The sequence below is a fragment of the Microbacterium sp. RURRCA19A genome, assembly GCF_900156455.1.
Lineage (GTDB): Bacteria > Actinomycetota > Actinomycetes > Actinomycetales > Microbacteriaceae > Microbacterium.
In genome coordinates this window covers 1-24,348 of record NZ_FTNQ01000008.1, presented here as the reverse complement: position 1 = coordinate 24,348, position 24,348 = coordinate 1, and the positions used below count along the sequence as shown (strand labels likewise).

The following is a 24,348-nucleotide window of genomic DNA, read 5'->3' as shown; positions in this document are numbered from 1 at the left end:
CCTCAGCCCCGTGGAGTTCGAACGACTTCACATCCCCGCCGCAACCGCGGCATGATCAACACACAAGAACCGTCCGAGAAACCGGGGCAGGCTCCAAGCGGCCCAGGAGTATGTGCCCGAGTTGCTGTACCTGACCCAGCCGATCGAAGAGCTCGAGCGCCAAGCACAGGAGAAGTCGCTGCGCTTCAAACCGCCCGGGCTTACGGCCGCGCAAACCGTGTGGGACCGAGAACTGGGACCGTTTCAGTCCATTGTGAATATGTCCTACATTCTCTCGGGGACGTCTATCTCGGGTCTCCTCGGGCAGATCCGTACGAAGCTCGTCGACGTTATCGCTGATCTGACCGTCACCACACCGCTGACGGAGCTGCCCCGACGAGAGGACGTCGACGCCGCCCTGCACCAACGCGTCGGTCATCTCGGCGACGTGTACACGACAACGGTCGTGCATCCGTCCGGCCCCACTGCAATCGGTTCCGGAGCAACCGCCTCCGCGGGCTTGAATGTCAGCGATATCCTCCCACTTCTCGACGCCGTGAGAGCGGCCGCCCAGACCACCGATACCGACACCACAGATGTCGAAGCGGCTGTCACCGCGCTCCACGAGGTCATCTCGAAGCCTGATCCCGAAACGGGCGAGATCGTCAAACGCGCCGGCAAACTCCGCGAGGTCGCGGACAAACTCGGCATCGCCGCTGTCTCGAGTGCGACGAGCGCTGCTGTATCAGCCCTCACCGATCTCGCGATGAACGGTGCGTTCGGTTGACCGATCACGGGAGGCCCGGTTCCGGGAGCCGTCGCGGTGCTGATCAGTGGCCCGTTGATCTCCCAATGCCGCGAATCCCCCTACGGCAGCGTGAAGGGAAACTCGTGACGCTCGCCGTTGGGCCTCGTCCAGGACACGACAAGGTCGAGCTGACGAACGGAGGCGTAGGTCTGAGACCACGTCATGGTGAATGATTGGCCAGGACGCATGGGATTGGGGATGGCATCCCTGGACTCAACGCGCTCCCGCTCAACAGTCTTGCCCACCTTGACGTCGGTGATGGCTTCCGTCCCGCCCAGTCGATATGAAACGGCGATGCCGGAGTTGTAGCTCTCGGTTGTGATTGTCCAAGGGTTCTCGTACCGATTGCGGTTCTCGCGTTCCCGCTGGTTCTGCTCTTCGAGTACGGCCGCCATCCTCTCGGCCGCTGCCGCTGCGCGCGCCTCGTGACTTCCTGCATCGAGGGCAGCGGACTGTGCGCTTCGCCGGGCACGGCGCGCTTCGAGCGCCTGCCAGAGGGCCGCTACCGCAGACACAAAGGCGATGGCGGCGGCCACCCACTCCATCGAGGCCTCCTACCGCAGCCCGGATCGGGCTTCGATGTTCCGGCCCACCCAGCGGAAGAAGCGGTAGATGCCAACCACGATGATGCCCACCAGCGCAATCATCATGATGAGCATGCTGATGCCACCGACGGGAAGGTACGCCTGTCTGTCGAAGCCGGACATCACAAAGCTCACGACGAGCCCTGCGGTACCGGCGAGAAGCAGCCCTGTCCAGACGAGAAGCGGTGTCACCTTGATCCGCTTCCTCGAGGTCTCGATGGCGCGCGTCGTCTCACTGAAACCGTCTCGCAGCACATCAATGTCGGGCAACACCCGATTAACCTGAATGTTCGGCGTTCCATCGACGATGACGCGGACGGTGGACTGGAACTTCCGGTGGATGAGCGCCGGCCGGAGCACGACTTTGTCGGGATAAACGACTTCGAGCCGCGGTCCGGCGTCGGTGGCGGTGGGGATCTCCTCGACGATGGAGGTACCGAGATCGAATGTCAGTGAGATGTCGGCGTCGAACGCACTCGATGCGATGTCTGCTCTTCCTGACGACCACAGGCTGAGTGTGACGATCTGCGGCGCGGTGACAGGCCGGCCTTCGAGCGCGATCGTGAGCCGGTCTCCCGCTCCAGCTCCCGCCGCGAGAAGAGGTGATGCCTCGATCCGATAGCGGAGTTGTCGCTTTGGATTCATCTTGCGGTACGTCCACACCGATATGACGGTCGCGATGATGATTCCGACAACGCTGACGAGTAGCTCAATCCCCATCCGCGCAGTATGACAGAACGGCGCGACGCGTCCTCAGTCCAAGGTGCCGCGCCGCGTCACTTTCTCAGCGGAAAGGCGTCTCGGAGCGAGAGATTGCGACCTCGCCGTACCCCCGATCGTCAAGGAACTGCCGTAGCGCGCGTTCAGCTGCACGTGAGTCAAGTGGGCTGGGTCCGATCATGACTTCTCGAATCGGAAGTGGCTCCCTAGCGCCACGTGGTACGTAGCGGCCGATTCCGGCATGGACGGCGCCGCTTCCCAACTCGACGAATGGCACTATCCCGAATCGGCTTTCACGGTATTGCACGAATTTCCACGACGGGGTGACTTCTACGACGATTCGGGTTTCGCGTTCGTCTACGAACGCGAGATCCTTCTCGTAGTTGACATCGCTCTCGGCGAACACTCCCAAGTCGATCAGGAAGCTATCGCTCTCCGCTGCCGTCGCCCCTCGCTTCGCAAAGGTGCGTACCTCCTCTTCGTGGCTCTTTTCACCCTTCGGGTCTACATAGGCGACCGTGCGCCAGGATCCACCAAAGACGCCGACGCCGTCTGGGTTATACAGACGCACAGGACGACCGTCGATTTCTTCGTAAGCGTCGTCATAGAAACCGGGAGGTGGTGATGGATTCGCTTCACCAGCAATGTGTTCGATGGGATGGAGCTTGACGGCTGCGTCGAATCCGATGGCGTACGACGCTCCCGCGCCATATGACCTCCACAGAGTCAGCAGGTCCCGGCTAGTCGAAGCGGAGACGAGATACCACTTATCCACCACGGAATCCTGCAAGAAGCTACCTCGCTCAATCTCGTCGCATTCAGCTTTCGTCAGCGACGACTTGATCCGATCGTAGGTCGAGCGGAGCGCTCCGACGCCTGTGCGCATCTCGTTCGCATCGTTCATGAACGCAGCAGAACTCGCCCGTAGGGCGTTCGCCTCGATGATTCCGCGCAAGCCAGCGCTGGTTGTGTAGTGCCACGCGATGCCGGTCTCGACAGTCTCACCGTTACTCACACTCCGACCCTAGTGATCAGCAGTGGTCGATCGCCGACCATGAAGATGGGCGGTGGCGTAAGTGACCACCGCCCTCGTCAAGGCTCGTTGCTCTCCTCGTCGATGGCGCCGACGTGCTTGATCCGCACCTCCAGAGCAGGCGACATCTCCTGCAACAGCGCCGCCCAGACCACCGTTTCGAGGTAGTCGTCACGGTCGATCGGCTCCTCGTGCCGTTGGTTTCTGCCGAGTTCGCGTGTCCGGACTCGATAGACGCCAGGTTCGATGAGACGTCACCGAAGATCCTCTGGTAGCTCCGTGTTCTCGCCGTCGTCGTCGGCCAGTCCAACAACCACGATGTCGCCGACGAGGCGGGCGTCGCGGGCCTGCGGGACGTGGAAGCGCCATAGGAACGTGGCGCGCCGGTTGAACGGCAGGTCGCGGATGAGTCCTTCCTCGTTGACGTAGATCGTGACGCCGAGGTCGGGGATGTCGACTGCTTCGATCCAGCCGCCGACGGCTCGCTGGTAGTCCTCGAGCGAATCCAATATGGCGGCCCTCAGGGGTGCGGTGTTGTCTGCCGGGATGATGATGCCCTGCACCATGGTGGTGTTCCTCCTTTGTGCGTGCGACCGGGAACCGGAGGTGGTTCTCGTGGAGTCGCAGAGCACAAACGAGCAGCACTCATCACGAGGGGCGAGGGTGAGGCGGGGCGGCCGGCGAGCAAGCGTCCTGGTGGGACATCGCTCAAGCCGACCGCCCGTGAAGTGGAGCCGTCAGGTCGCCTGGGGCTTCGGCGGCGTGCGCGGTGCCTTCGGCTCGGTGCGCGAGTCGAAGATAGCGGCGATGGCGTCGCGTTTGCCCGCTGCCTCGCGTTCGATCTCGTCACGTACATCTTTCGCGCGACGTTGGATAGCCGGGTCGGCTTTGGTCTTGTCGATCCAGGCTTCGATGGCGAGGCGGACTTCGTCGGTGACAGTCCGGTCGTTGAGCTGGGCGATGATGTCCAGCTGGGTGCGAGTGGACTCGTTGAGTCTGACCGCAAGGGGTTTGATCGGGCCGTAGCCGAGTCCGTTGGCGGACGCAGCCGAGGCGGGCGGGGTGTTGACGTTGGACTCGCTCATGAGCGGGTCACCTCCTTGACGGGTGCGGCCGAGAACTCAGGTGGTTCTCTCGGAGACCGCAGACCGGCAACGAGGGGTGGCGCGGATGCCAGGGCTGAACTGCAGCACCCGCTGGCTCTAGTGAACGACGGAATGCGGAAGGTGCCAACTGTCCGATCGGATACCGACCTGCAACTCGCCTGGTGAGGGGCCACGGCGAGGGAACGTTTCCCCAAGATGAACTCTTCGCATTCTGCCTAGTTTGCGTTTGGTGTCTCCGGCAGACTGCGATCGCTGCGCCCTCGACCGAGGTTGCAGCATCAACAGGGGGGCAAGAAATGAGAATGTCGTATCGCGCCAGCGCAATGGTCGCAGCTGTCACACTGCTTCTGTCGATGTCGTCATCGCCCGTGTTCGCAGCCACTGCGTCGCAGGCATCGCCAGATGCATCCGTGGAGACTACCTCGGACGGCGTCGCGACGGGGGCCACGGTGGAGGCGGTCTCTCCGCCTGTGAGTGAATCGGCCTGACTTTGGTTCCTATCGGGAGCCTTGTCCGGCAGGAGCCGGATTGGCTGATTCGAGGTCAGCGTAGTACGCGTTCTCGACCTCGATCGGGGTGCGCATGTCGAGCTCTCCGTGGAGGCGCTCGTTGTTCCACCACCACACGTATTCGAGCGTTGCCAGCTCCACCTGCTCGACGGTTCGCCAGGGGCCTCGCTGGCGGATGAGCTCGGTCTTGTAGAGGTTGTTCACGGCCTCGGCCATCGCGTTGTCAAACGAGTCGCCAACAGTTCCCGTCGAGGGGATGGCGCCGAGTTCGACGATCCGGTCGGTGTAGACCATCGCGGTGTAGTTCGATCCGTGGTCCGCGTGATGGATCAGCCCGTCGAGCCTGCCGCCGGCGCCCCACGCAGCCATGTCGAGCGCCTGCAGCGGCAGGATCTCGGCCTTGAGCGTGGCGGCGACGTTCCATCCCACGATGCGTCTCGAGTAGACGTCGGTGACGAACGCGACATACGCGAAGCCGGACCAGGTCGCGACGTAGGTCACGTCGCAGACCCAGAGCCGTCTCGGCGCCGGCGCGGTGAAGCGCCTGTTTACGAGATCGGCAGGAAGCGCCATCGTCTTGTCCGAGCGCGTCGTGAACACCCGCTTCGACTTCCTCACGCCCCGGACACCCGCGAGACGCATAAGCCTCTCGGTCTGGTCGCGGCCGACGTCCCACCCTTGCCGGCGCATCAGCGCATGCATCTTCCGTCGCCCGTAGACGCCGTAGTTCTCGGCGTGCAGCCGCGCGACCTCCGGCACGAGCAGCTCATCCCGCAACCGCCGCGCTGACGGGGTCCGGGCGACGGCGGCGCGGTAGCCGCGGGAGGTCAGGAACCCCTGGACTGCCGGTCGGAGGACGCGGCAGATGAGCTCGACCCCGAAACGATTCCGCTATTCACTGATGAACCGGATCATCTCGGTCAGGGGCGGTCGAGCTCCTTCGCGAAAAACACGCTCGCAGCCTTGAGGATCTCGTTCGCCTTCCGCAGCTCGGCGTTCTCCTTCTGCAGCCGCTTGATCTCCGCCGCCGCGTCCGTTGTCAGCCCGGGTTTGGCGCCCGCGTCGACTTCCGCCTGCCGCTGCCACAACCGCAGCGTCTCCGGACTCATCCCCAGCAGCCCAGCCACATGCCGCGCGGCGCTCATCATCGTCGGGTGCGACGGCCGCGTCTCCGCGAGCATCCTGAGCGCCCACTCACGCATCTCCGGCGAGTACTTCCTGTTCATCGTCTTCCATCCTTGCTTGAAGAACGGAACGAAAGTCAGGCCGATTCAATCTACATGCGTTCGCGTGCCTTCCGAAACGCTGGCGACGCCGCGATCACCAAACGCATCCTGGCCGGCATGGGCGTCAAACTCATCTCGGCTAAGGAAGATTTCGGTGACGGCTACATGGCGGAGGCCATGGAAGCCGTTACCGACATCATGAACGAGGTCCAGGTCCGTCAGAGCGGGGAGGACATCAAGCAGAAGCTGCTCAACAAGGCCAAGAACGGCGGCACCGTCGGCCGCGCCAAGCTCGGCTATATCAACGACCGAAAGGACTTCGACGGCCGACTCGTCAACACCATCGGCATCGACGAAGCCCGCGCCCCGCTTATCCGCTGGGCCTTTGAGCAGTACGCCAGCGGCGACTACAGCACGACCAAGCTGTCTGCTCTCCTCGCCGAGCAGGGGCTCACAACCCGGAAGTCGTCGAAGTGGCCGGAGCGTCCGTTGTCGCGGAGTCAGCTGGGGCAGATTCTCCGCGACCCGTACTACATCGGCATGGTGACCTTCAAAGGCCATGTCTACCCGGGACGCCATGAACCACTCATCACACCGGAGCTGTTCGACCGGGTCCAGCAGGTGATCGACGCTCGAGTAAAGAGGGGACAGCGCGACCGCGTTCACAATCACTTCGCTCGCGGCCTGCTTCACTGCGGACGATGCCACGCGGCAGGGCGGGAACATCGCCTCATATTCGCTGAAGCCAAGAACCACGCGGGCGAGATCTATGAGTACTTCCTTTGCCGCGGACGCCAAGACGGCCTCTGCGATCTGCCGTACCTTCCTGTTGCCGAACTCGAGCGTGCGCTCCAGCGCGAGTTCCGGACAGTCATCCTCTCCCCCGACGGCATAGCCACCGCCAAGAAAGAAGTCGGCGCCGCCCTCGAACGGGTACTCGCGGATCAGGCCCAGCAACGGGGTCGTTTGCAGAAGGAGCTCAAGAGGCTCGACGTCCAGGAGGAACGCTTGGTGGATCTCGCGGCAGAGGGCGCTTTGGCAACTGACAAGCTCCGAGCCCGCCTGAGGGACTTGCAGATCAAGAAGCACGAGGTGCGCGCCAGCCTCGAGACCACAAACGAGTCTCTTGAGCAGCGTACCCAGATGGTGCTCAGCTACCTCGACCTCATGGCTCGACCCGACGCCCTCTTCACGTCTGTGCCCGGCTCCGTCAAGCGCAAGCTGATCGCTGCCTTCTTCCAGCGGATCTGGGTCGACGACGACGGTCACCTCGTGACCGCCGCTCATGAACTGCAGCCGCTCCCCGCAGCGGTGCACCACGCCGCGCTCTCCGTGACAACCAACGAAAAAAGCGCCGGAGAAATCTCCGACGCTTCTTCTGCCGAACGAGCGAACCTTTATCTCAAGGTCATTTGTTCGAGTAAAACTACTTTGGTAGCGGGAGCGGGGCTTGAACCCGCGACCTCACGATTGGGTCTCCCCCACGATCGCGGGTTTGTGCGGGATATCAGCGGATGCCGTATCCCAGGCAGAGAAAGGGAACGCCCACGCATCGGATATCGCGGTGTATCGAGCATTCCGCGGGGTAGATGAGGGGTTTACGGGTGTCGCATCATGGTCGTCATGGCGGCAGTGAAGTGGCACACCTACCGGACCGCGGCGAAGCGAGTCGGCCGGTCCGAGCGCACGATCCGCTGCTGGCGACAGTGGGGCATGCCGATGGGCTGGCAGACGATCGAAGGGCAACGAACGCGCGTCGTGCGAGAGGACATCCTCCTCAAGCACCTCCGGCTTCACCTGGTGCAGAGCCCTGTCCACCAGCAACGGATGCGGGCGCTTCGAGCTGGGCGAGCGGTCAACTGAGCTGCCGCGGGTCTACGCCGATCGCAGTGCGGGGCAGTTCCTCGGGGTCGATCGGCAAGCCGATGCTGTGGACGCGCCAGCTCGCGAGAGGTCCGCGCTCGGTGATCTCGGGGCGCCACACGAGAGAGATCCAGGCGAGCGCGTCGTCGTCTCGTGCTTCCGCTACAACCCAGGGGCGTCCGTCCTCCGGAACTAGCTTGACGTAGGCGACGTCCGGGGCACCGCGCCCGTACCAGGCCGTCGTGCTCAGCCGCACCGAGACAGCTGCCGCCCAGCGGCGTGCGTCACCGAATCCGGCCCACAGATGAAGGCTCTCCGGGGTGACGAGCGACTCCAACGCCCGGTCCGCGTCGTCCCCCTCGACGAGGAGGGTTTGCATGAAGGCGTCGGCGCATCTCACAGGGCTCTGCGGCGGCATCCCCTCGGCGACGACCGCGGCGTCGTCGCGATCGGTCCAGGTCTCGTCCTCATTCATCTGGCATCCCTTCGTCGGTGCGAGAGTATCTGCGACCCCCGACATCGGTTTGCTGCGGCTACGCATGGCCGATGCGCGCCAGCTCGATGACGGTTAGCGGCCGACGCACGGCGACCGGCGGTGTGAGCTGCTGCCGTTCCGTGCCGTCGCGTTCGGCGCCGCGCTCGAACCGCCCGGAGTAGCCCGGGATCCGCTCTGCCCACCACAGCGCCTCCTCAGCGACGTAGACGACCGACCTCGGTGTCGGGCGTAGGAACCGGGGGCCGACACCGCCGGCCCGCAGCTCGGCGGCGTTCGATGCGAGCATCCCGGGCACCAACGCGAGCAGCTGCTCTTTCGAGATGTAGGTCCGGGCTCTCAACTCGTCGAGACGCGCGTCGTCGTACGTGTACGCCCGGGCTTTCGTCGCCGGCGGTCGGTGCGCGCCGAACGGCCCATGCACCCAGTCGTGGTCGACGGTCGATTCCAGCCAGCGTCGGAACGCCAGCTCGTCGTACAGCACCTCCCCGTCGCTGAGGACGCGGGCGGCCGGACCGACGCGGTCCACGCGCAGAGCGTGGAGCTTCCCGCGGTTGAGTCCCGGTGCTATCGCTGCGGCTTCCTCACGGCTCATCCAGACGGTCTCTGGCTCGATCATCACCAGCGCACGGTAGATCGCGGAGGTGTCTCACCGGTGACCCTTCGTGGTCGGCGTCAGATCGGCGCACAGCGTCGCCCACGGCGCGTTCGACCCCCCTCACCCGAGGCGGGGGCTCCTGTGGGTCAGGCCCAGTCTCGCCAGCCGTCGTTGTACGCCTCGCGAAGCCCCACAAGATGCTCCCCCGTGGTGGCCGTGAAGCCAAGCGCACGGGCGATGTCACGGCCGGTGTGCAGGCGAACGTTCGGCGCGCCCGCGTGGTCGTCGTCGGCGTGGTCCATGCCTAGGTCGTACGCCTGGCGGACGGGTGCGTCGTCGCTCATTGCGCCAGGTGTGCGCGGAGGGTGTCTAGCGCCTTCTTCACGGCGTTGTCGTCGGTGAGCTCGCTGCTGTTGTAGCCGCGCCGGGTGAAGGTGAACTCGGTCCCCTCGACGGTGACGATGACCTCGAGCTGGTTGTGACGTTCGTAGCTCTTCGTGCCGTCGTAGTAGTTGTGGAGGGCCTTCACGCCGAGGCTGCCGACGGCGCTCAGCGGGTGCACGGAGATTGCCGTCGTCCCGTCGTCGGACAGGATGGTGGCGGCCGTGGCGATCACGATCACGTCGGCGTAGAGCACGGCGAGGTTTCCGGTGCCGTTGTCGTCGAGCTGTCCCGCCATGGCGACGGGTGTGCGGTCCTCGCCGCCGGCGACGATGATGCCGGAAAGCAGCCGGCCGACGTTGCGGGCGCGGTTCCCTCCCCAGCCGTGTGCGGTGCCGAGGGCCTCGTCCCAGCCGCGCAGGGAGTTGATGCCGTAGTAGACGTGGTCAGAGGGTTTCATCGTGAGTTCGGTCATGGCGAGCACGGTACAGCGGGCCTCCGACATCGGCGTCGATCCGGATGCCTCAACCCCGCTGGCGCTCGTATTCGTCCTCGACCCCGCACCATTCGTCCAGGACCACGTCAAGCTCCGCAGCGCGGTCGATGACCTCGTACAGATTCAGGTCGTCGAGGTCGCCTGCCGCGGCGGCCGACGTCATCGCGCGTGCCTTCTCGAGGAATGCGGATCTCGCGTCCTCCCGGCGACGCTGGAAGTCGTCGACCACGGGCACGCTCTGGAGACTCGTCACCGGGGCCACGGTCGTCACGCGCGGCCGCCGCAGCACTCGACCACGACCCGCGTCATGACCCTGCTGCGCCTGCCGGCACGCCGCATCTACCGGCGTGCCCTCGCGCAGATGACGCTGATACGCGGGGTAGGTGCCGCAAGGAGACTTCGGACGGGCCACGTTCAGACCTCAATTCGAGTGAGAGTGAATCCGAGTCACGCTCGCAATTCGAGCGGGGGGAAACGCGCCAGGACCGCGCGGGAGGCTGGCAGCAGGTCGGGGTCTCTGGATTTTCTGGCGGTTCGGGTCGGGGGCGTGAGCTTGCGACGAGGCGTCTGCTCAGCTGTTGAGCCGGGTGTGGAACGCGTCGCGGTGCGCCTGGTCTCGCCACGGCCACAGGGCCGCCTCACCGGCCGCGACACGGCGCAGGTAGCCGTCCTCACGGATCATGAGAGCGTCGAGGTCAGACGCGCTCTCCGCGGTGGTGAGGTTTCCGTGCGGGTGCGCGGCAGACGGGTCCGATGGGTCGACGCACCGGAACTGTCGCGCCTCAGGTGGCAGCCCTTCCGGGCGCGTGATCTCGAGCCGCCACGTCGGCCACGAGCCCTCGATGACACGGAGGTTCGGCGCGTTCGTGGTGGTCGGCATGCTGTCGACGTCGATGTCGGCCTTGAGGCCGGCACCGCGATACTCGAACTCGTAGTGCTCAGACATCGCCGGGCACCCCCAGTCGCAGCGCGTGCAGGGCGCCATCCGAGTCGACATAAAGGCTGTAGCCGCCGTTCTGGCAGAGCGAGCGCCAGGCAGCGCGGACCTCGGCGTCGGTGGTGTGGAAGGTGATCTCGGGCGCGTCAGCCATGTCAGCGTCTCCCAGGGGTGAATGTGGATATGAGGAAGGGGGTCGACCCCGCCCAAGCGTCGACCCCTCAGTGGGGTGGTGAGTCCCCGCCGAAGCGGGGTGACCGGTCCTCACCACCCAGCGATCCGTGTCGGCCCCAACCGGGAAAGGACGGCGGGCGGGCAACACGGTCGCAGTCATGGACTCAGTCCGATGGGACCGACGGGTAGGCCTGGCCCGCGCGGACCGCACGCCGGACGCCCAACGGCTGCGACGTAGCCTCGGGCGCCGGGAGACGGACCTGCCGGCGCGAGTTGAGCTTCGCCTCGACGACGGTCGGCGTGTTCAGCTGGATGCCGTCTCGAGCGAGGGCCAGCCAATCGAGGTGACCGCGGGTCTTGCCCTCGACGTAGTAGCCGGTGGCGATCGACCAGTTGTCTCCGGCCGCGAAGAGGACCGAGAAGTTCGGAGTGGTCATGCCCGGGGATCGGGGGAAGAAGTGCGCCCGGACGTCGTCCATGGTGGGGCCGAGATCGAAGAGCTTCGACATCGACGTCCGGAAGGTGACCAGGGGTGCGAGAGCAGACCACGCGCGGCGCACTGCCCGCCATGCCGTAGCCGCGCCCTCGTCGACCAGCTCGATGACATCATCCGACGTCGTGTCGAACGTGAAGCCGTATTCCCGTGCGGCCGCGACGAGCGGCGCGGCGAGCTCGTCGAAGCGCGGCTGCAGCGACTCGACGATACTGTCCAGCTCGGGCACCACCTCACGGGCGATCGCCTGAGTCAGCTCGTCCGTGACCTTGAGCTGCCCGACTTTCAGGCCGTTCCCGCCGAGCCCCTCGGTGACGTGCCAGCGGATGGAGATCGCCTCGACACGCTCACGCAGCTGCTCGTCGGAGAGCGCGAGGACGTCGTCAGGTCCCGGCATCTCGGCATGCTCGTTCGCGACCTGGATCAGCTCGAGACCTCGGCGCAGCGCTTCGGGGACGTCGACCCCGACCACAGCACAGCGGGATGCGAACTCGTAGAGACCAGCGGTGGTGATCACGCGCCCACCGCCAGCTTCTCGATCATGCCCAGTTCGAGGAGGTGCTCGATCTGGCTCTGTTCGGTGGCGTCCGGGAGGAGCGCGTGACGGTAGACGTACTTGTCGCCGCCGGCGGTGAGCCGCGCGACGACGACCGGCGCGACGACGCGATATCGAAAGCGGCCCTGGATGTACGGGTTCGTGTGGCCCATCAGCCCCACGCCTTCCGGTACAGGTCGCTCCGCGACGCGGTCGCCGACGACGCGGCTGCGGCGGGCTTCTCGCCCCACGCGCGCTGAGCGAGCCCCGCGGCCTCAGACGAAGCGGCGGCCGATGCCCCCGCGCGAGCGGTATCGAACGCGGCGAGCACCTGGTCGTTGGGAGCGTCCGCGGGCAGACCGAGACGGTCAGTGACCTTCTTCCGCGACGACGCGACGTCGTTACGGGGCGCGCGGGCCGCGGCGCGCGCACGCGCCTGGCTCGGGTAGAGCGGGGAGAGAAGAGGGCTGAGGGCCATGGGAGCCTCCCGGTGTCTGATCGACGACCGCGCCGGCCCCTGGCCTGTCACGCGTTGCCCCCGGGGCTCCTAGCTGAAGAACGCCGGCCCCTGGCCCGTCACGTCTCCGCCGTGAAGAACTCTAGCGCCGACACCCCGCGCCGAAGCGGACCAGGCTCTTCCGGCGCGGCGAGATGGGGCCGATCCTGAAGCAGCGCGGTCAGCAGCTCGTCGACCCGCGTCCACACGATCGCCCCACGCCTGTCGAGAACAGCCGCCAGCCCGCCAACGAAGTCGAAGTCCCGCGGATCCCTCAACCGATCCCGAAGGAACACCCCCAGAAGCATCAGATTCGCCTCCTCCAACGCCGCACGCGCCTCCCGCAACTCGATCCGACGGCGAGCCGCCTCCGAAGCGAGCGAGACCTCCGACCGACCGCTCACGACGCGAACCCCCGGGCGCCCTGGACCCGCCCCGGGAAGCGCCACACGGCTATTCCACGTCGGCCACGGACAGCCAGCGACGACACCCATCCCCGCTCCTGCTCGTCATCCCCAGCCAGCGCCGCCGGGAGGCGGCAAGACCGGGAGCACGCCGGAACGTGACGGCCGTGACGCTGCCGCGTCCCCTTGGTGATCTCGCGTTGAGCCTGCTCGCCGCAGGGGCATCGACCGGCAAGCCGGCCGATGGTGGATGAGGTGTTGATCGGATGGTCGATGAACACGCACAGCGAGCGGAGCGAGCGGCGAGCGCCCGGGAGGGCGCGCACAGCCACGGCAGAGCGGCGAACGTGAGTAGTTCTTACTTCGTGACCGTCTCTCGGGCTAGTTGCCGAACACCAACTAGCCCCGTCATTCGGTCTAGTTGACCGCCGCCAACTGGCCCGCGCGTCGGTCCAGTTGAGCGGCGATCCGATAGCGAGCCGACCGCCCCTGACGCCCCGGCTCGTGCTCGACGATCGCGCCAACCTCGACGAGACGCGCGAGCGCGAGCTGCACTGTCGAGCGGGCGATACCGAGATCAGTGGCGATCGTGTACTGCGAGGGCCAGGCGATCCCGTCCCTGTCTGCGCGCTCAACGAGGGCCACGAGCACCCACCCTTCGTGTGTTGAGAGGCCGAGTTTTCGCAGCCCACCTTGGGCGAGCCATCGCGTTGTGATGCGTGCCACACCGCTCAGACCTCCCCGGGATCGGTCACGGGCGATGCTGTGCGCCCCGTGGGTGTGAACTCAGCCCATGTCGCAGGTGCTGACAGGGTCCCGCGCGGCGTGCGCCATCCGTTCGGCCGCTGAACGGGCCACCCGAGCATCACGACCGTGCACGCGGCACACGGCTGCTTCACCGAAGAGAACCCGCCACCGCCTGCCTGCGCCGCCCAACCGAGCTGCGGGGCGCACGTCGCGCACAGCCCCGCCGCTTCCGCAAGCCGGACGACCCTGTCGAACGTGCGTGCCTGCGACATCGTCTCCGGCTTCGGCACGGACATCACGGCATCACCGTCCGAGCATCGCGCTCGGCGATGCGAACCAACTCGGCCGTGGCGGCTTCGAGGTTCCCGCGCATAGCGATCGCTACGTCGAGGTCGAGAGCATCGCCGAGCGCGCTGGACCAGATGTACGGCTGGCCCTCGAAGTAGTCGCCGACCGCGAGGCCGGGTTGCTCGCTGACCACAACGGTGTAGATGCACTCCACCGAAACGCCCGTAAGCGCTTCGCGCTCACCGTGCGACGGCGCCCGGAACGACACCAAGGCGTCCCACGCGACCATCTCGCTGACTTCGCACTCGACGGCCCACGACGGCCACAGCTCCCGCGGGTATGCCGGCGGCCGCCACCCCCACTTCTTCACGACCTCGTCGACGACCTGCTGCTCGCTCAACCCGATCTTCGAGGCGTCGGCGGCCGCCGCGGCCCAGTCGGCGTGCGCTCGCACCCGCGCCTGGATGGCGGCGAGAGAGTCGGCGTACTCGTGCGCCCACGCCTTGACGCCCGCGTGCCCTCGACGGAAGTCAGGGTCCTGGGTAAAGTCGTGCATGATCGTTCCTGACTGGTTCTGGTCTTCGCCCTCGCCCTGGCCGGCGGGGGCTTTCTTCGTTGTCATCGCGTCGTCTCGCTGAGCGAAGCTAGCCAGGCGAGAACGTCTTCGCGGCGATAGCGCACCGCTCCCCCACTCGCCCCGCTGCCGCCGAGACGGATGAACCTCGGACCCTTGTCGCCCTCGGACGCCCATCGAGCCAACGTCGGAACGGACGTCTGCGTGAACTCCGCCACCTGCTTACGAGTCGCCAGCTCCGGTAGCTGGTCTTGCTGAATCCGTGTCACCAATCGCTCCCATCATCTATTTCGCACTCCCTGCGAGGAATCTGATAGTACATGGTTAATCAGGAATTTCTAGGAGGGTTCAAAAAATTCGGTAGTGTCGACGCGTGGCGAGTGCAGACCGGCGGATCGGAAAGAACCTGGCGGCCCTCCGAGGAGGGATGTCGCAGGCAGCCCTTGCCGCCTCCATGAGAGACGAAGGCTGGAAGTGGTCGCAGCCAACGGTGGCCGCAGTCGAGAAAGGCGAGCGCGGTCTGAAGCTCGCGGAGGCGGAGAGCCTGGTGGGCATACTCGGCCTTGAGCAGATTGAGGACTTGATCGAACGACCGGCGAGCGCCGTCATGTCTGCAGCCCTGGGCAAGATGAACCGGGCCGCTGACGAGCTACTCGACGCCTCGCTTGCGTTCTACGATGCACAATTCGCTCTTGCCTCAGCCCTCGACGAGTTGCACGGTCGCGGCGAGCTGGCAGAGACTCCCGATGATGGCGGTGAGTTCGCCAAGTGGTTGCGAGCCGACCCAGCCACCCACGTGACGGCCGTCGCGGCGCCGTTCATCCCCCTGCGCCCGGAAGTCGTCTCGGCAGTGACCGGAGCGGGTCCGTGGACCCGCTATCTGTCGGCCGGACCTTATGGTGAGCGAAGCCAAAGCGTGAATCTGGACTGAGGATGGCTAGACCTCGGACCCCCCTGAGTAGCTACGGAGCTATCTCCGTCCAAGCAGTCGCGTACGACGACGGCGCAGGCGGCCGCAGGAGGCTGCACGTCATACCGGACGCAGATCGCCGGAAACACGGACTGTGGCGCGCCCGCACCCGATATCGGTTCGAAGACGGGAAGCTGCGGCAGATCGAACGGTTTGCGGAGTCCCCGGCAAAGGCGGAGAACGCGCTCAAGGAAGCCCTCAAGAGCGTCCAGGCATCGACCGCTGCCGACGTGAAGCGGGAGACCCGGCTGCGGGATCTCGGTGAGCGGTTCCTTGCCGCGAAGGCCGGCCGCGCACCGCGCACCGTCGAGACGTACGGGCGCGCCGTTCGGAAGATCATCACCCCGCGGATCGGTGACCTGGCGGTGAGCGAGGCCACCCCGGACAGGCTGCAGCGCTTCCTGGACACGATCACGGCCGAGGTGGGGGTCGGGACCGCGAAGACCGTCCGGTCGGTACTGTCGGGCATGCTGGGGCTCGCCACGAGGGCCGACGCCGTGCGCACCAACCCCGTGCGAGAGCTGGCACCGCTCGAGCAGAAAGCGAAAGGCGCGACCCCGATACCGCTCGCAGACCTCGCCGGGATCCTCGCGAAGCTCCGCGCTGACGATCGCGCGAAGGCGATCGACCTAGTCGACCTGGTCGAGTTCGTCGCGGGCACCGGAGTCCGGATCAGCGAAGCGTGCGCGCTCGCCTGGGAAGACGTCGACCTTGAGGCTGGCACCGCCACGATCCGCGCGAACGCGGTGCGCGCCACCGGCCGAGGCGTAATCCGGCAGACTCACACGAAGACGGACGCCGGCACCCGCCGCATCCGCCTCCCCGGGAGCGTCCTCGGCATCCTCGGTGACCGGCGCGTCCGCGGCGGACCGAACTCGCACGGGCTCGTGTTCCCGACCGTGCTCGGGAACCTTCGCGACCCACGCAACACCGCCCGGGACTGGGCTCTCGCCCGCACTCGGCTCGGGATCGCCGACTACACGTTCCACAGCTTCCGGAAGACCGTGGCGACGGTGCTCGATCAGGCAGGCCTCACGCCTCGCGACATCGCGGAGTACCTCGGACACGCGGACCCGTCGCTGACGATGGGGACGTACATGTCCAAAACGGTCGGGGGCAGTCGAGCTGCCGACGCGATCGACGGGTTGCTCCGACCCTAGACACACAAGAGCCCCCTCCGACTCATCGGAGAGGGCTCTGCGTTGGTCAGTGGATCAGGCGGAGCGATGTGCCTCGATGTTCGCGAGGTACTTCGAGAACGCAGCAGTGCCGTCGAAGTAGTTCGCGTGGGTCACCTTGACGGTCTCGATCGAATCCGAGCCGACGAGGACGATGTCCATGTTCGAGTTGTCGCGATGAGTGCGCTCCAGCTCGGAGTATCGAACGAGCGCGCTCTTGCTGTCGTCGCCAAACATGAGGGGTTCGGTAACGAGACGACCCTGCTGGTGATCGAACACAAGAATGAAGTGCTGGATCGCGGCCATCAGACGCTTCCTTTCGGGAGGTAGGGTTGTGCTTGGATTCTAAGGTCTTGGATGTGCTGAAGTAACCCCTGTGGGATCTGATTTCCAGCCTCATCGAGGGCCATCGCCTCGGACATAGCTGCCATGAACCTCTGCACGGCGTGAGTTCCGTCCTGCTTGAGGTTCTCTCCCACCGCCGTGGACTGCCGCTCGACCGTGATGGCCCACAGATGCATCAACGGCGTTCGAAGCTGGATCTCGATGCATCGGGCGTCGTACTCGACGACTACGTGCACGCCACGGTACCCCGATTCCCGCGGCGCCGAGATGTAGTCGCTGTATCCAGCCACGGGGCGACGGCGTTTGAGACGAGCTTCGACACGCCGGATCTCGTCGACGCTGTCGAGAATGGCGCGGCATCCACCGATGTCCTGCATCTTCGAGAGCGCCAGCGTCGGCTCACGCTCGAGCTTGTCGATGATGGTCATGAAACGCTTCGTGCGCTGCGACACCTCGCTCTTGCACTTCTCGGTCTGGATCATGGACCGAAGGCCGTTGTTCGCCTTGGCGAGCGGATACTGGTGGGCCGCGCGGAAGGCATCGATCACGCTAACGGCGTGCTGAAGTTGCTCGTGAGTCACAGGCTCGCCCCGCAACGCCTTGCGCATGCGCGAACCGGCTTTGTCGACCTGCGACTTTGTGATGCTGATGCTCTCCATGACTCACCTCCCGAATCTGCGGGGTTTGTGCGGGGTTGCGTACCCTCGATCTACACGTATAACCCCCAGAATCAGGGAGATTCCGGGGGTTGCGGTAGCGGGAGCGGGGCTTGAACCCGCGACCTCACGATTATGAGTCGTGCGCTCTCACCAACTGAGCTACCCCGCCGCGTGGCATCCCGCGAAGGAGATGCTCTGAGCCCCGAGTCAGGATTGAACTGACGACCCCTTCCTTACCATGGAAGTGCTCTGCCACTGAGCTATCGGGGCGTACCCGGATCGCTCCGGGCAACTAGAAGAGAATATCAGAGCTTGGCGGCCTCTTCTAATCGAGCGAGTGGCGTCCGGCGTTCGCGCGGAGCCAGACGATCGGGTCGATGGCGACCGTCCCGTTCATGAGGATCTCGAAGTGCGTGTGGGCACCGAACGAGTGACCGGTGTTGCCCGTGTGGCCGATGACCTGGCCGACGTGGACGGTGTCGCCTGCCTTGACCTGCAGCGAGCCGTACAGCATGTGGGCGTAGCGGCTCGAGACGAGCTGTCCGTCGATCTTGTGGTCGATGACGACCACGACGCCGTAGCCGCCGCCGGCCTCGGTCGCCTCGCGGACCACGCCGTCGGCGATCGCCTGGATCGGGGCGCCCTCGCCCGGGACGAAGTCCGCCCCCTCGTGCATGACACCGTCGCGCATGCCGAAGCCGTAGGTGATGCCCACGCCCACGGCGAACGGCCACTGAATGGCCGCAGAGGTGTCGTTGACGTAGAAGTCGCTCGGGTTCTTGATGCCGGTGTCGGCGGCGACCTGGGCGTAGGTGGCCGCGGAGTACCCGTCGGCACGGTCGACGATCGCGGACTGCGACTGCGCCGGAGCGACATACGCCTGGATCGAACCGCCCTCGACGTCTCCGCCGCCGACGGCGAGGTTCTGGGTGGCGACCGCTGCCGGAGCGGCGACGTTGGCCGTTCCGTTCGCGGACGCGAGGGCGCTGACGGGCATCGTCATCCCGACCGTCAGAAGTCCGACCAGCCCCATGACGCCGACGGAGAAGGAGGCCGCAGCCACCCGGCGTCCGCTGCGGCGGCGGGGCGCGGCATCCACGGGCAGGCCCTGGGTGACCGGACGCGAAGCCTCGGCGACCGGCTCGGCCGCGGGACGCTGGACGGCGTTCTCGCCCGTGAACGAGAACAGGCGCGCGGCGGCTTCGAACTCGTCGGCGATCTCGTCCGCGGGGGCCGATGAGCGGGGCGCGGGCTCGTCGGCGGCGGGCTCGTCGACGACCGCCGGCCGCTCGGCGGCCTCGGGGGCCGCGACGGGCTCGGGAGACTCGGCGGCGACGGGACGACGGCGGCTGCGACGCGACACCGGGAGGGTGATCGGCGACGTCGGGAGCGTGACGGGCGTGGTCGCCTCGGCCGCATCGGAGCTCTGCAGGATGACAGCGACCTCGTCGTCGGAGCGACGCTCATCGACGACGGCCACCTCGAGGGCATCAGATGCCGCGGTCTCGGTCGTCGCGATCGCTTCGGCCTCCGTCACCTCGGGGGTGGCGGAGCTCGCAGCGGCACGCGACGATCGACGACGCGGAGCGGGCAGGGTCGGCTGGATCGTGGCGGCGATCACCGTCTCGACGACGGCGGCCGCGACCTGCTCGACGATCTCGGGCTGCGACGCGTGCTCCGCGTCGACGGGGGCCGGATCGAGTGCGACCGACTCGGGGGCCGAGTCTTCGGCGACCACCTCGGAGGTGCGACGACGCCGCTCGGCACGCGTCAACTCGGCGGCGACGGGCGTGGCGGAGGGACGACTGGATCGCCGCGTGCGGGCGGGCTCAGTCTCGGGGGCTTCTGACGGCAACGCGCGGGGGCTCTCGGTTCATGTCGCAGGCGCGACGGCTTCGGGCTTTCGGGCTTCTGCCATTTCCGCAGGTTCGGGTCGCGAAAATAACGAACAGGTAACTACCCTAACCCGGCATCACTGGGAATGCCATGAGCGGCTCCGAGATTCACAGCTCCGGTTCGAGGATCTCCTCCAGCCGCGGGTAGAACCCGGGGCCCGCCGCGATGACCATGCCCTTGCCCGGACGCCCGCCCGGCGCGCCGCCGACCCTGCCGCCCGCCTCTTCCACGAGCAGCACCCCCGCGGCGTGATCCCACGGGTTCGTGCCCTTCTCGTAGTAGGCATCCATCCGCCCGGCGGCGACGGATGCCAGGTCGAGCGACGCGGCGCCGATGCGGCGGATGTCCCGCGCGACCGGCATCACGCGGGCGAGCCGCTCGAGGGTCGGCGCGTGCGTGGCGGGGTCGTATCCGAACCCGGTGGCGACCAGGCCGCCGGCGGGTCCGACATCGGCCGTGACCGAGAGGCGGGTCTCTCCGAGCCACGCGCCCCCGCCGCGGGACCCGCGGAACATCTCGCCCGAGACCGGGTTGTAGACGACCCCGGCGACGGCGCTCCAGGTGGCGGGGTCTGCGGATCCCTCCACCGCGGCGATGCTGACCGCCCAGGCCGGGATCCCGTAGGCGTAGTTCACCGTGCCGTCGATCGGATCGACGACCCACGTGATGCCGCTGCGGCTCTCCCGCGCGTCGGACTCCTCGCCGTAGAAGCCGTCTTCGGGGCGCTCCCGCTCCAACTCGGCGCGGACGAACGCCTCGACCTCCTTGTCGGCCGCGGTGACGATGTCGGCCGCGACCGACTTCGTCGCGACCTCGAGTCCTTCGCGCCGCCGCCGCGCGGCCAGGTCGCCGGCCTCCCGCGCGATGCGAGTGGCGATCTCGAGCAGGTCTGCGGCAGATGTCATGGCATCCACGGTACTGGGATGCCACCCTCTGGGCGATGTCGGCGACCGTCGCTAGCGTGGGGACATGAACCCCCCGGAGACCACTCGATACGACGTCGTCATCGTCGGCGGTGGGCACAACGCCCTCGTCGCGGCGGCGTACCTCGCCCGCGCCGGCCGCTCGGTGGTGATCCTCGAGAGACAGGATGCCGTCGGCGGCGCCGCCGTCTCCGAACGCCCCTGGCCGGGGGTGGACGCGCGCCTGTCGCGCTACTCGTACCTCGTCAGCCTGCTGCCGCAGAAGATCATCGACGACCTCGACCTGCACATCGAGCTGCGGCGACGCCGGTACTCCTCCTACACACCGGATCCCGCCGATCCGACCCGTGGCATCCTGATCGACACCCAGGATGCCGAGGCGACCGCCACCTCCTTCACCCGGACGCTCGGCGACCCCGGCGAGGCCGAGCGGTTCGCGGCGTTCGGCGAGCGGCTCGCCCCGCTCGGACGCGCGGTGTTCCCGACGATGACCGAGCCGCTGCCCACGGCCGACGAGGTGCGCGCGCGCGTGGGCGACGACGAGCTGTGGGAAGCCGTCACCCGACGCCCCCTGGGCGAACTGCTGCGCGCGTCGCTCGAGAGCGACCTCGCGCGGGGAATCGCCTTGACCGATGGACTCATCGGGACGTTCGCGTCGTCCGACGACGCGTCGCTCGCACAGAATCGCTGCTTCCTGTACCACGTCATCGGCGGCGAGACCGGCCACTGGGACGTTCCCGTCGGCGGCATGGGCGCGGTCACGGCCGAGCTCGAACGGGCGGCCCGCGAAGCGGGTGCCGAGATCCGCACGGGTGTCGACGTGGTCGCGGTGTCGCCGTCAGGCGAGGTGCGCGCGGTGTCCGACCGGACCGAGGCGTTCATCGGCGACGTCGTGCTCAGCGGCGTCGGTCGCGCCGTCCTCGCGCGGCTCCTCACCGCCGGTGGGGCCCCGACGACGGCGCCCCGGCCCGAGGGCGCGCAGATCAAGGTGAACATGCTGCTGTCGCGGCTGCCCCGGCTCAAGGACACGTCCGTCTCGCCCGAGGCCGCGTTCGCCGGAACGTTCCACGTCAACGAGACCATGACCCAGCTGGATGCCGCCTACGCCGCCGCAGCGGCCGGGCTCGTGCCCTCGCCCCTCCCGGCCGAGATCTACTGCCACTCGCTCACCGATCCGACCATCCTCGGCGACGACCTGCGGGCGAGCGGGGCGCAGACGCTCACGCTGTTCGGCCTCCAGGTTCCGCACCGACTCATCGAAGAGGAAGACCCCGTCGCCGCCGGCGCGAAACTGCTCGCCGCCGCGCAGCAGTCGCTGGATTCGGTGCTCGCCGAGCCCCTGCGCGACTGCATCATGGCAGCCCCCGACGGACGCCTGTGCATCGAAGCGCGCACCACGACAGATCTCGAACGCTCGCTCGGGATGATCGGCGGCGACATCTTCCACGGCGGGTTGTCCTGGCCGTGGCTCGACGGCGACCCCGGCGACCCGCAGGTCGGTTCGGGTGGCGCTGGTGCGGCGGCGTCAGGTGGTGGCGGGGATGTTGCGGGTGCCGAGGCGGATGGCGGCGGGGGCGTTCCGGGCGGTGGCGCTGGTGCGACGGCGGCGGGTGGTGGCGGGGGCGTTCCGGGCGGTGGCGCTGCGGTTTCGGATCAGCTCGGGGCTGCCGAGCGGTGGGGCGTCGAGACCGAGCACAGCCGCATCCTGGTCTGCGGTTCGTCGGCTCGCCGCGGCGGCGCCGTGAGCGGCATCGGAGGGCAGAACGCGGCGATGGCGGCACTAGAGATCCTGGGGCGGGGATAGGGGGCCGGCGGGTCCGCCACTCCGGACCGGGCGGGGATTGGCGTCGCGGCGAGTCTCGCCTTTCGGGGGCGGGGATCGGCCGCCCGGCGGGTCTCGCCTTTCGGGGCGGCGGTCGGCCGCCCGGCGGGTCTCGCCTTTCGGGGCGGCGGTCGGCCGCTCGGCGGGTCTCGCCTTTCGGGGCGGCGGTCGGCCGCTCGGCGGGTCGCGTTCTCTTGGGGGCGGCGCGAGTTGGTCACCGGGCGTGCCGCCGGGGAATCCGTGACGCAGACGTCGGCTCGCCGACGACCGGGCCGAAGGGGGCCCGCAACCCGGGTGATTGTCTGCACTTCTCCGGGTGACATCACCCCACTTGTTCGAACATCCGTTCTACTCTTGACCCATGCCCCCGATCCCCATCCCGCAACCGTCGTCGACTGACGACGATCGGCTGCGGGAGCTCGTCGCGGCGATCCGCGACGAGTCGGTCCGGGCAGCACGCGTTCATGCCGCGCTCGTCAGGCTCCGGGCAGAAGCGCTCCGGATCGCGCTCGACGAGGTCGCGCGCTCCCGCTCCCGCACCACCCGCGAACGGGAGATGCCGATCCGCTCACTTGCGCTCGAGGTCGCCGTCGCGACGCACAGCCACGACCTCACGGTGCAGAAAGAGCTGTCCGATGCTCACACCCTGACCGAGAAGTTCGCCGCAACGGTGGATGCCCTGGCCGAGGGACGCATCGGCGTGCGGCACGCGCAGGCCATCCTCGAGACGGGCATCGTCCTCGACGACGATGCGACTCGCGCCGGGTGGGAGCAGGTCGTCCTCACCAGGGCTGAGCACGACTCCCCCGGCAGAGTGAAGGCCTTCGGACGAGAGCTCGCGGAGAGCGTCCACCCGATCGGCATGACCGCGCGTCACGCGCGCGCCGCAGCGGCGCGCGGTGTGAGCGTTCGCGACCTGGCGGACGGCATGGCCGAGCTGAGCGTGATCCTCCCCGCAACGGTGGCCTACGGCATCCGCGATCGACTGCGACGGCAGGCTGCGGCCATTCGCGCGGCAGCGATCGCGGCCGATGGAGGGGACGAGCAGCGAGATTTGCCGAAGGAGGCCGAGGCGCAGGGAACCGAAGTCCCGGGACACGATGCAGTGGCGCAGGCGGCAGTGGCGCAGGCGGCAGCGGAGCAGGCGGCAGCGGGGCAGGCGGCAGCGGGGCAGGCGGCAGTGACGCAGGCGGCAGCGGGGCACGAGGTCGTGGCGCACGCGGAAACCACGAGTCACGAGGCGGACACCTCCGCCACGATGTCCGAGACCGCTCGATCCGCCCCCGAGACGCAGGCGGTCGTGAGCGCAGCTCCCTCAGACGACACCTGGTCGGACACTCGCACCCTGGCGCAGATCGGGGCGGATCTTTGCGCCGACCTGCTGCTCACTGCGGCGCCCGCGATCGACCCGACCGACGACACCGTCTGCCCGGGCGGCCTGGGCGCGATCCGCGGACACGTCCAGGTCACCGTGCCCGCCCTGACGCTCATCGGCCGCGCCGACGGCGGCGCCAGCATCGACGGCCTCACCCCGATCGATCCCGACACCGCTCGACACTTGGCCGCGCGTGCGCCGGGCTGGGACCGCCTCCTGTGCGATCCCGTCACCGGCTCCGTGCTCGAGGTCGACCGATACGCACCGACGACATCCCAGCGCCGATTCCTCGCCGCCCGCGACAGGCATTGCCGTGCACCCGGTTGCCGCGCACCGATCGCCCGATGCCAGATCGACCACAACCATGAGGCCCACGAGGGCGGTCCCACACGTCTCGACAACCTGTGCCACCTCTGCGTGCGACACCACACCCTGAAGACCGAGACAGAATGGACGGTGACGCAGGAACGCGACGGCACGCTGCGGTTCCAGAGCCCGCTCGGTCAGGAGCATCGCGAACGAGTTCCCGCGCGGGTGATGTTCGTGCCGGATGCCGATCCACCGCCGTTCTGATCCACGGCCGTTCTGACACCCCGGGGTTCTGATCCACGGCCGTTCTGACACCCCGGGGTTCTGATCCACCGGGGTTCTGATCCACGGCCGTTCTGACACCCCGGGGTTCTGATCCACCGGGGTTCTGATCCACGGCCGTTCTGACACCCCGGGGTTCTGATCC

Annotated in this window: 29 protein-coding genes, 2 tRNA genes and 1 pseudogene; 6 read left to right on the top strand and 26 right to left on the bottom strand. The window is 67.3% G+C overall.

Annotated elements, in window-relative coordinates:
- Positions 1-112: 112 nt before the first annotated feature.
- Positions 113-766, top strand: coding sequence for an AbiTii domain-containing protein (locus BW982_RS17305; RefSeq protein ID WP_076495467.1), 654 nt, complete (start codon positions 113-115; stop codon positions 764-766).
- 80 nt (positions 767-846) lie between these two features.
- On the opposite strand, the gene BW982_RS17300 is transcribed toward BW982_RS17305, so the two are convergent.
- From BW982_RS17300 to BW982_RS17275, 6 genes and pseudogenes are all read right to left on the bottom strand, one after another.
- On the bottom strand, positions 847-1,332 hold the full coding sequence (locus BW982_RS17300; RefSeq protein ID WP_076495465.1) for a hypothetical protein: 486 nt from the start codon (positions 1,330-1,332) through the stop codon (positions 847-849).
- Between the two features lie 9 nt (positions 1,333-1,341).
- Entirely contained in the window at positions 1,342-2,091 is a 750-nt protein-coding gene (locus BW982_RS17295; RefSeq protein ID WP_076495463.1) for a hypothetical protein, read from the bottom strand.
- Positions 2,092-2,155: 64 nt separating this feature from the next.
- Complete coding sequence (locus BW982_RS18040) at positions 2,156-3,106, bottom strand: hypothetical protein (protein ID WP_139327550.1); 951 nt, start codon at positions 3,104-3,106, stop codon at positions 2,156-2,158.
- Between the two features lie 272 nt (positions 3,107-3,378).
- Complete coding sequence (locus BW982_RS17285) at positions 3,379-3,690, bottom strand: DUF3846 domain-containing protein (RefSeq protein ID WP_076495460.1); 312 nt, start codon at positions 3,688-3,690, stop codon at positions 3,379-3,381.
- A gap of 171 nt (positions 3,691-3,861) precedes the next feature.
- Positions 3,862-4,209, bottom strand: a complete 348-nt coding sequence (locus BW982_RS17280; protein WP_083696804.1) for a hypothetical protein — start codon at positions 4,207-4,209, stop codon at positions 3,862-3,864.
- A 518-nt stretch (positions 4,210-4,727) separates the two neighbouring features.
- Positions 4,728-5,965 (bottom strand): annotated as a pseudogene (locus BW982_RS17275) (IS3 family transposase).
- 54 nt (positions 5,966-6,019) lie between these two features.
- On the opposite strand from BW982_RS17275, the gene BW982_RS17265 reads away from it, so the two are divergent.
- Positions 6,020-7,558: a recombinase family protein gene (locus BW982_RS17265; RefSeq protein WP_076495457.1), complete on the top strand. Its 1,539-nt coding sequence runs from the start codon at positions 6,020-6,022 to the stop codon at positions 7,556-7,558.
- Positions 7,559-7,820: 262 nt separating this feature from the next.
- On the opposite strand, the gene BW982_RS17255 is transcribed toward BW982_RS17265, so the two are convergent.
- The 14 genes from BW982_RS17255 to BW982_RS17195 all read right to left on the bottom strand — a co-directional run bounded on the left by BW982_RS17255 (position 7,821) and on the right by BW982_RS17195 (position 14,662).
- Positions 7,821-8,303, bottom strand: a complete 483-nt coding sequence (locus tag BW982_RS17255; protein WP_076495456.1) for a hypothetical protein — start codon at positions 8,301-8,303, stop codon at positions 7,821-7,823.
- Between the two features lie 58 nt (positions 8,304-8,361).
- The gene (locus BW982_RS17250) at positions 8,362-8,943 is read right to left on the bottom strand and encodes a hypothetical protein (RefSeq protein WP_139327549.1); all 582 of its coding nucleotides are present in this window, start codon (positions 8,941-8,943) and stop codon (positions 8,362-8,364) included.
- A 122-nt stretch (positions 8,944-9,065) separates the two neighbouring features.
- Complete coding sequence (locus tag BW982_RS17245; RefSeq protein WP_076495453.1) at positions 9,066-9,263, bottom strand: hypothetical protein; 198 nt, start codon at positions 9,261-9,263, stop codon at positions 9,066-9,068.
- Entirely contained in the window at positions 9,260-9,775 is a 516-nt protein-coding gene (locus BW982_RS17240) for a hypothetical protein (protein ID WP_139327548.1), read from the bottom strand. Before BW982_RS17240 ends, BW982_RS17245 begins: the two co-directional genes overlap by 4 nt.
- Positions 9,776-9,824: 49 nt before the next feature.
- The gene (locus BW982_RS17235) at positions 9,825-10,049 is read right to left on the bottom strand and encodes a hypothetical protein (protein WP_139327547.1); all 225 of its coding nucleotides are present in this window, start codon (positions 10,047-10,049) and stop codon (positions 9,825-9,827) included.
- A gap of 318 nt (positions 10,050-10,367) precedes the next feature.
- A complete protein-coding gene (locus BW982_RS17230) occupies positions 10,368-10,742 on the bottom strand; it encodes a hypothetical protein (RefSeq protein WP_076495448.1) in 375 nt (124 codons plus the stop codon).
- Positions 10,735-10,887: a hypothetical protein gene (locus BW982_RS18380; protein ID WP_175611147.1), complete on the bottom strand. Its 153-nt coding sequence runs from the start codon at positions 10,885-10,887 to the stop codon at positions 10,735-10,737. Before BW982_RS18380 ends, BW982_RS17230 begins: the two co-directional genes overlap by 8 nt.
- 184 nt (positions 10,888-11,071) lie before the next feature.
- Positions 11,072-11,917 carry a hypothetical protein gene (locus tag BW982_RS17225; protein ID WP_076495447.1) on the bottom strand — a complete coding sequence of 282 codons (846 nt, stop codon included), beginning with the start codon at positions 11,915-11,917 and terminating at the stop codon, positions 11,072-11,074.
- Positions 11,914-12,108, bottom strand: a complete 195-nt coding sequence (locus BW982_RS17220; RefSeq protein WP_076495445.1) for a hypothetical protein — start codon at positions 12,106-12,108, stop codon at positions 11,914-11,916. The genes BW982_RS17225 and BW982_RS17220 overlap by 4 nt, the downstream gene beginning before the upstream one ends.
- The gene (locus BW982_RS17215) at positions 12,108-12,413 is read right to left on the bottom strand and encodes a hypothetical protein (protein ID WP_076495444.1); all 306 of its coding nucleotides are present in this window, start codon (positions 12,411-12,413) and stop codon (positions 12,108-12,110) included. Before BW982_RS17215 ends, BW982_RS17220 begins: the two co-directional genes overlap by 1 nt.
- A 98-nt stretch (positions 12,414-12,511) precedes the next feature.
- On the bottom strand, positions 12,512-12,835 hold the full coding sequence (locus BW982_RS17210; protein WP_139327546.1) for a hypothetical protein: 324 nt from the start codon (positions 12,833-12,835) through the stop codon (positions 12,512-12,514).
- A 417-nt stretch (positions 12,836-13,252) separates the two neighbouring features.
- Positions 13,253-13,561: a helix-turn-helix domain-containing protein gene (locus tag BW982_RS17205; protein WP_076495441.1), complete on the bottom strand. Its 309-nt coding sequence runs from the start codon at positions 13,559-13,561 to the stop codon at positions 13,253-13,255.
- 316 nt (positions 13,562-13,877) lie between these two features.
- Positions 13,878-14,492 carry a hypothetical protein gene (locus BW982_RS17200; RefSeq protein WP_076495439.1) on the bottom strand — a complete coding sequence of 205 codons (615 nt, stop codon included), beginning with the start codon at positions 14,490-14,492 and terminating at the stop codon, positions 13,878-13,880.
- On the bottom strand, positions 14,489-14,662 hold the full coding sequence (locus BW982_RS17195; RefSeq protein WP_254845645.1) for a helix-turn-helix domain-containing protein: 174 nt from the start codon (positions 14,660-14,662) through the stop codon (positions 14,489-14,491). The genes BW982_RS17200 and BW982_RS17195 overlap by 4 nt, the downstream gene beginning before the upstream one ends.
- 155 nt (positions 14,663-14,817) lie before the next feature.
- Between BW982_RS17195 and BW982_RS17190 the strand changes: the two genes are divergently transcribed.
- Together BW982_RS17190 and xerC are read left to right on the top strand one after the other, a co-directional pair.
- The gene (locus BW982_RS17190) at positions 14,818-15,375 is read left to right on the top strand and encodes a helix-turn-helix domain-containing protein (protein ID WP_139327545.1); all 558 of its coding nucleotides are present in this window, start codon (positions 14,818-14,820) and stop codon (positions 15,373-15,375) included.
- Between the two features lie 2 nt (positions 15,376-15,377).
- The gene (gene xerC / locus BW982_RS17185) at positions 15,378-16,574 is read left to right on the top strand and encodes a site-specific integrase (RefSeq protein WP_083696802.1); all 1,197 of its coding nucleotides are present in this window, start codon (positions 15,378-15,380) and stop codon (positions 16,572-16,574) included.
- 54 nt (positions 16,575-16,628) lie between these two features.
- Here the strand turns inward: xerC and BW982_RS17180 are convergent, their stop codons facing one another.
- The 6 genes from BW982_RS17180 to BW982_RS17155 form a co-directional block, all read right to left on the bottom strand.
- Positions 16,629-16,898 (bottom strand): hypothetical protein, encoded by a 270-nt coding sequence (locus BW982_RS17180; protein ID WP_076495436.1) that lies wholly within the window; start codon positions 16,896-16,898, stop codon positions 16,629-16,631.
- Positions 16,898-17,596 (bottom strand): RelA/SpoT domain-containing protein, encoded by a 699-nt coding sequence (locus tag BW982_RS17175; RefSeq protein WP_076495435.1) that lies wholly within the window; start codon positions 17,594-17,596, stop codon positions 16,898-16,900. Before BW982_RS17175 ends, BW982_RS17180 begins: the two co-directional genes overlap by 1 nt.
- A gap of 95 nt (positions 17,597-17,691) precedes the next feature.
- Positions 17,692-17,765: transfer RNA gene (locus tag BW982_RS17170), tRNA-Met, on the bottom strand.
- A gap of 29 nt (positions 17,766-17,794) precedes the next feature.
- A tRNA-Thr gene (locus BW982_RS17165) sits at positions 17,795-17,866 on the bottom strand.
- A 55-nt stretch (positions 17,867-17,921) separates the two neighbouring features.
- The gene (locus tag BW982_RS17160; RefSeq protein ID WP_083696801.1) at positions 17,922-19,334 is read right to left on the bottom strand and encodes a M23 family metallopeptidase; all 1,413 of its coding nucleotides are present in this window, start codon (positions 19,332-19,334) and stop codon (positions 17,922-17,924) included.
- Between the two features lie 265 nt (positions 19,335-19,599).
- Entirely contained in the window at positions 19,600-20,397 is a 798-nt protein-coding gene (locus BW982_RS17155) for an inositol monophosphatase family protein (protein ID WP_076495433.1), read from the bottom strand.
- Positions 20,398-20,461: 64 nt separating this feature from the next.
- Here BW982_RS17155 and BW982_RS17150 point away from each other — a divergent pair, with 64 nt between their 5' ends.
- Entirely contained in the window at positions 20,462-22,219 is a 1,758-nt protein-coding gene (locus tag BW982_RS17150; protein ID WP_083696800.1) for a phytoene desaturase family protein, read from the top strand.
- A 379-nt stretch (positions 22,220-22,598) separates the two neighbouring features.
- The gene (locus tag BW982_RS17145) at positions 22,599-24,185 is read left to right on the top strand and encodes an HNH endonuclease (protein WP_076495431.1); all 1,587 of its coding nucleotides are present in this window, start codon (positions 22,599-22,601) and stop codon (positions 24,183-24,185) included.
- The last annotated feature ends 163 nt before the right edge of the window (positions 24,186-24,348 follow it).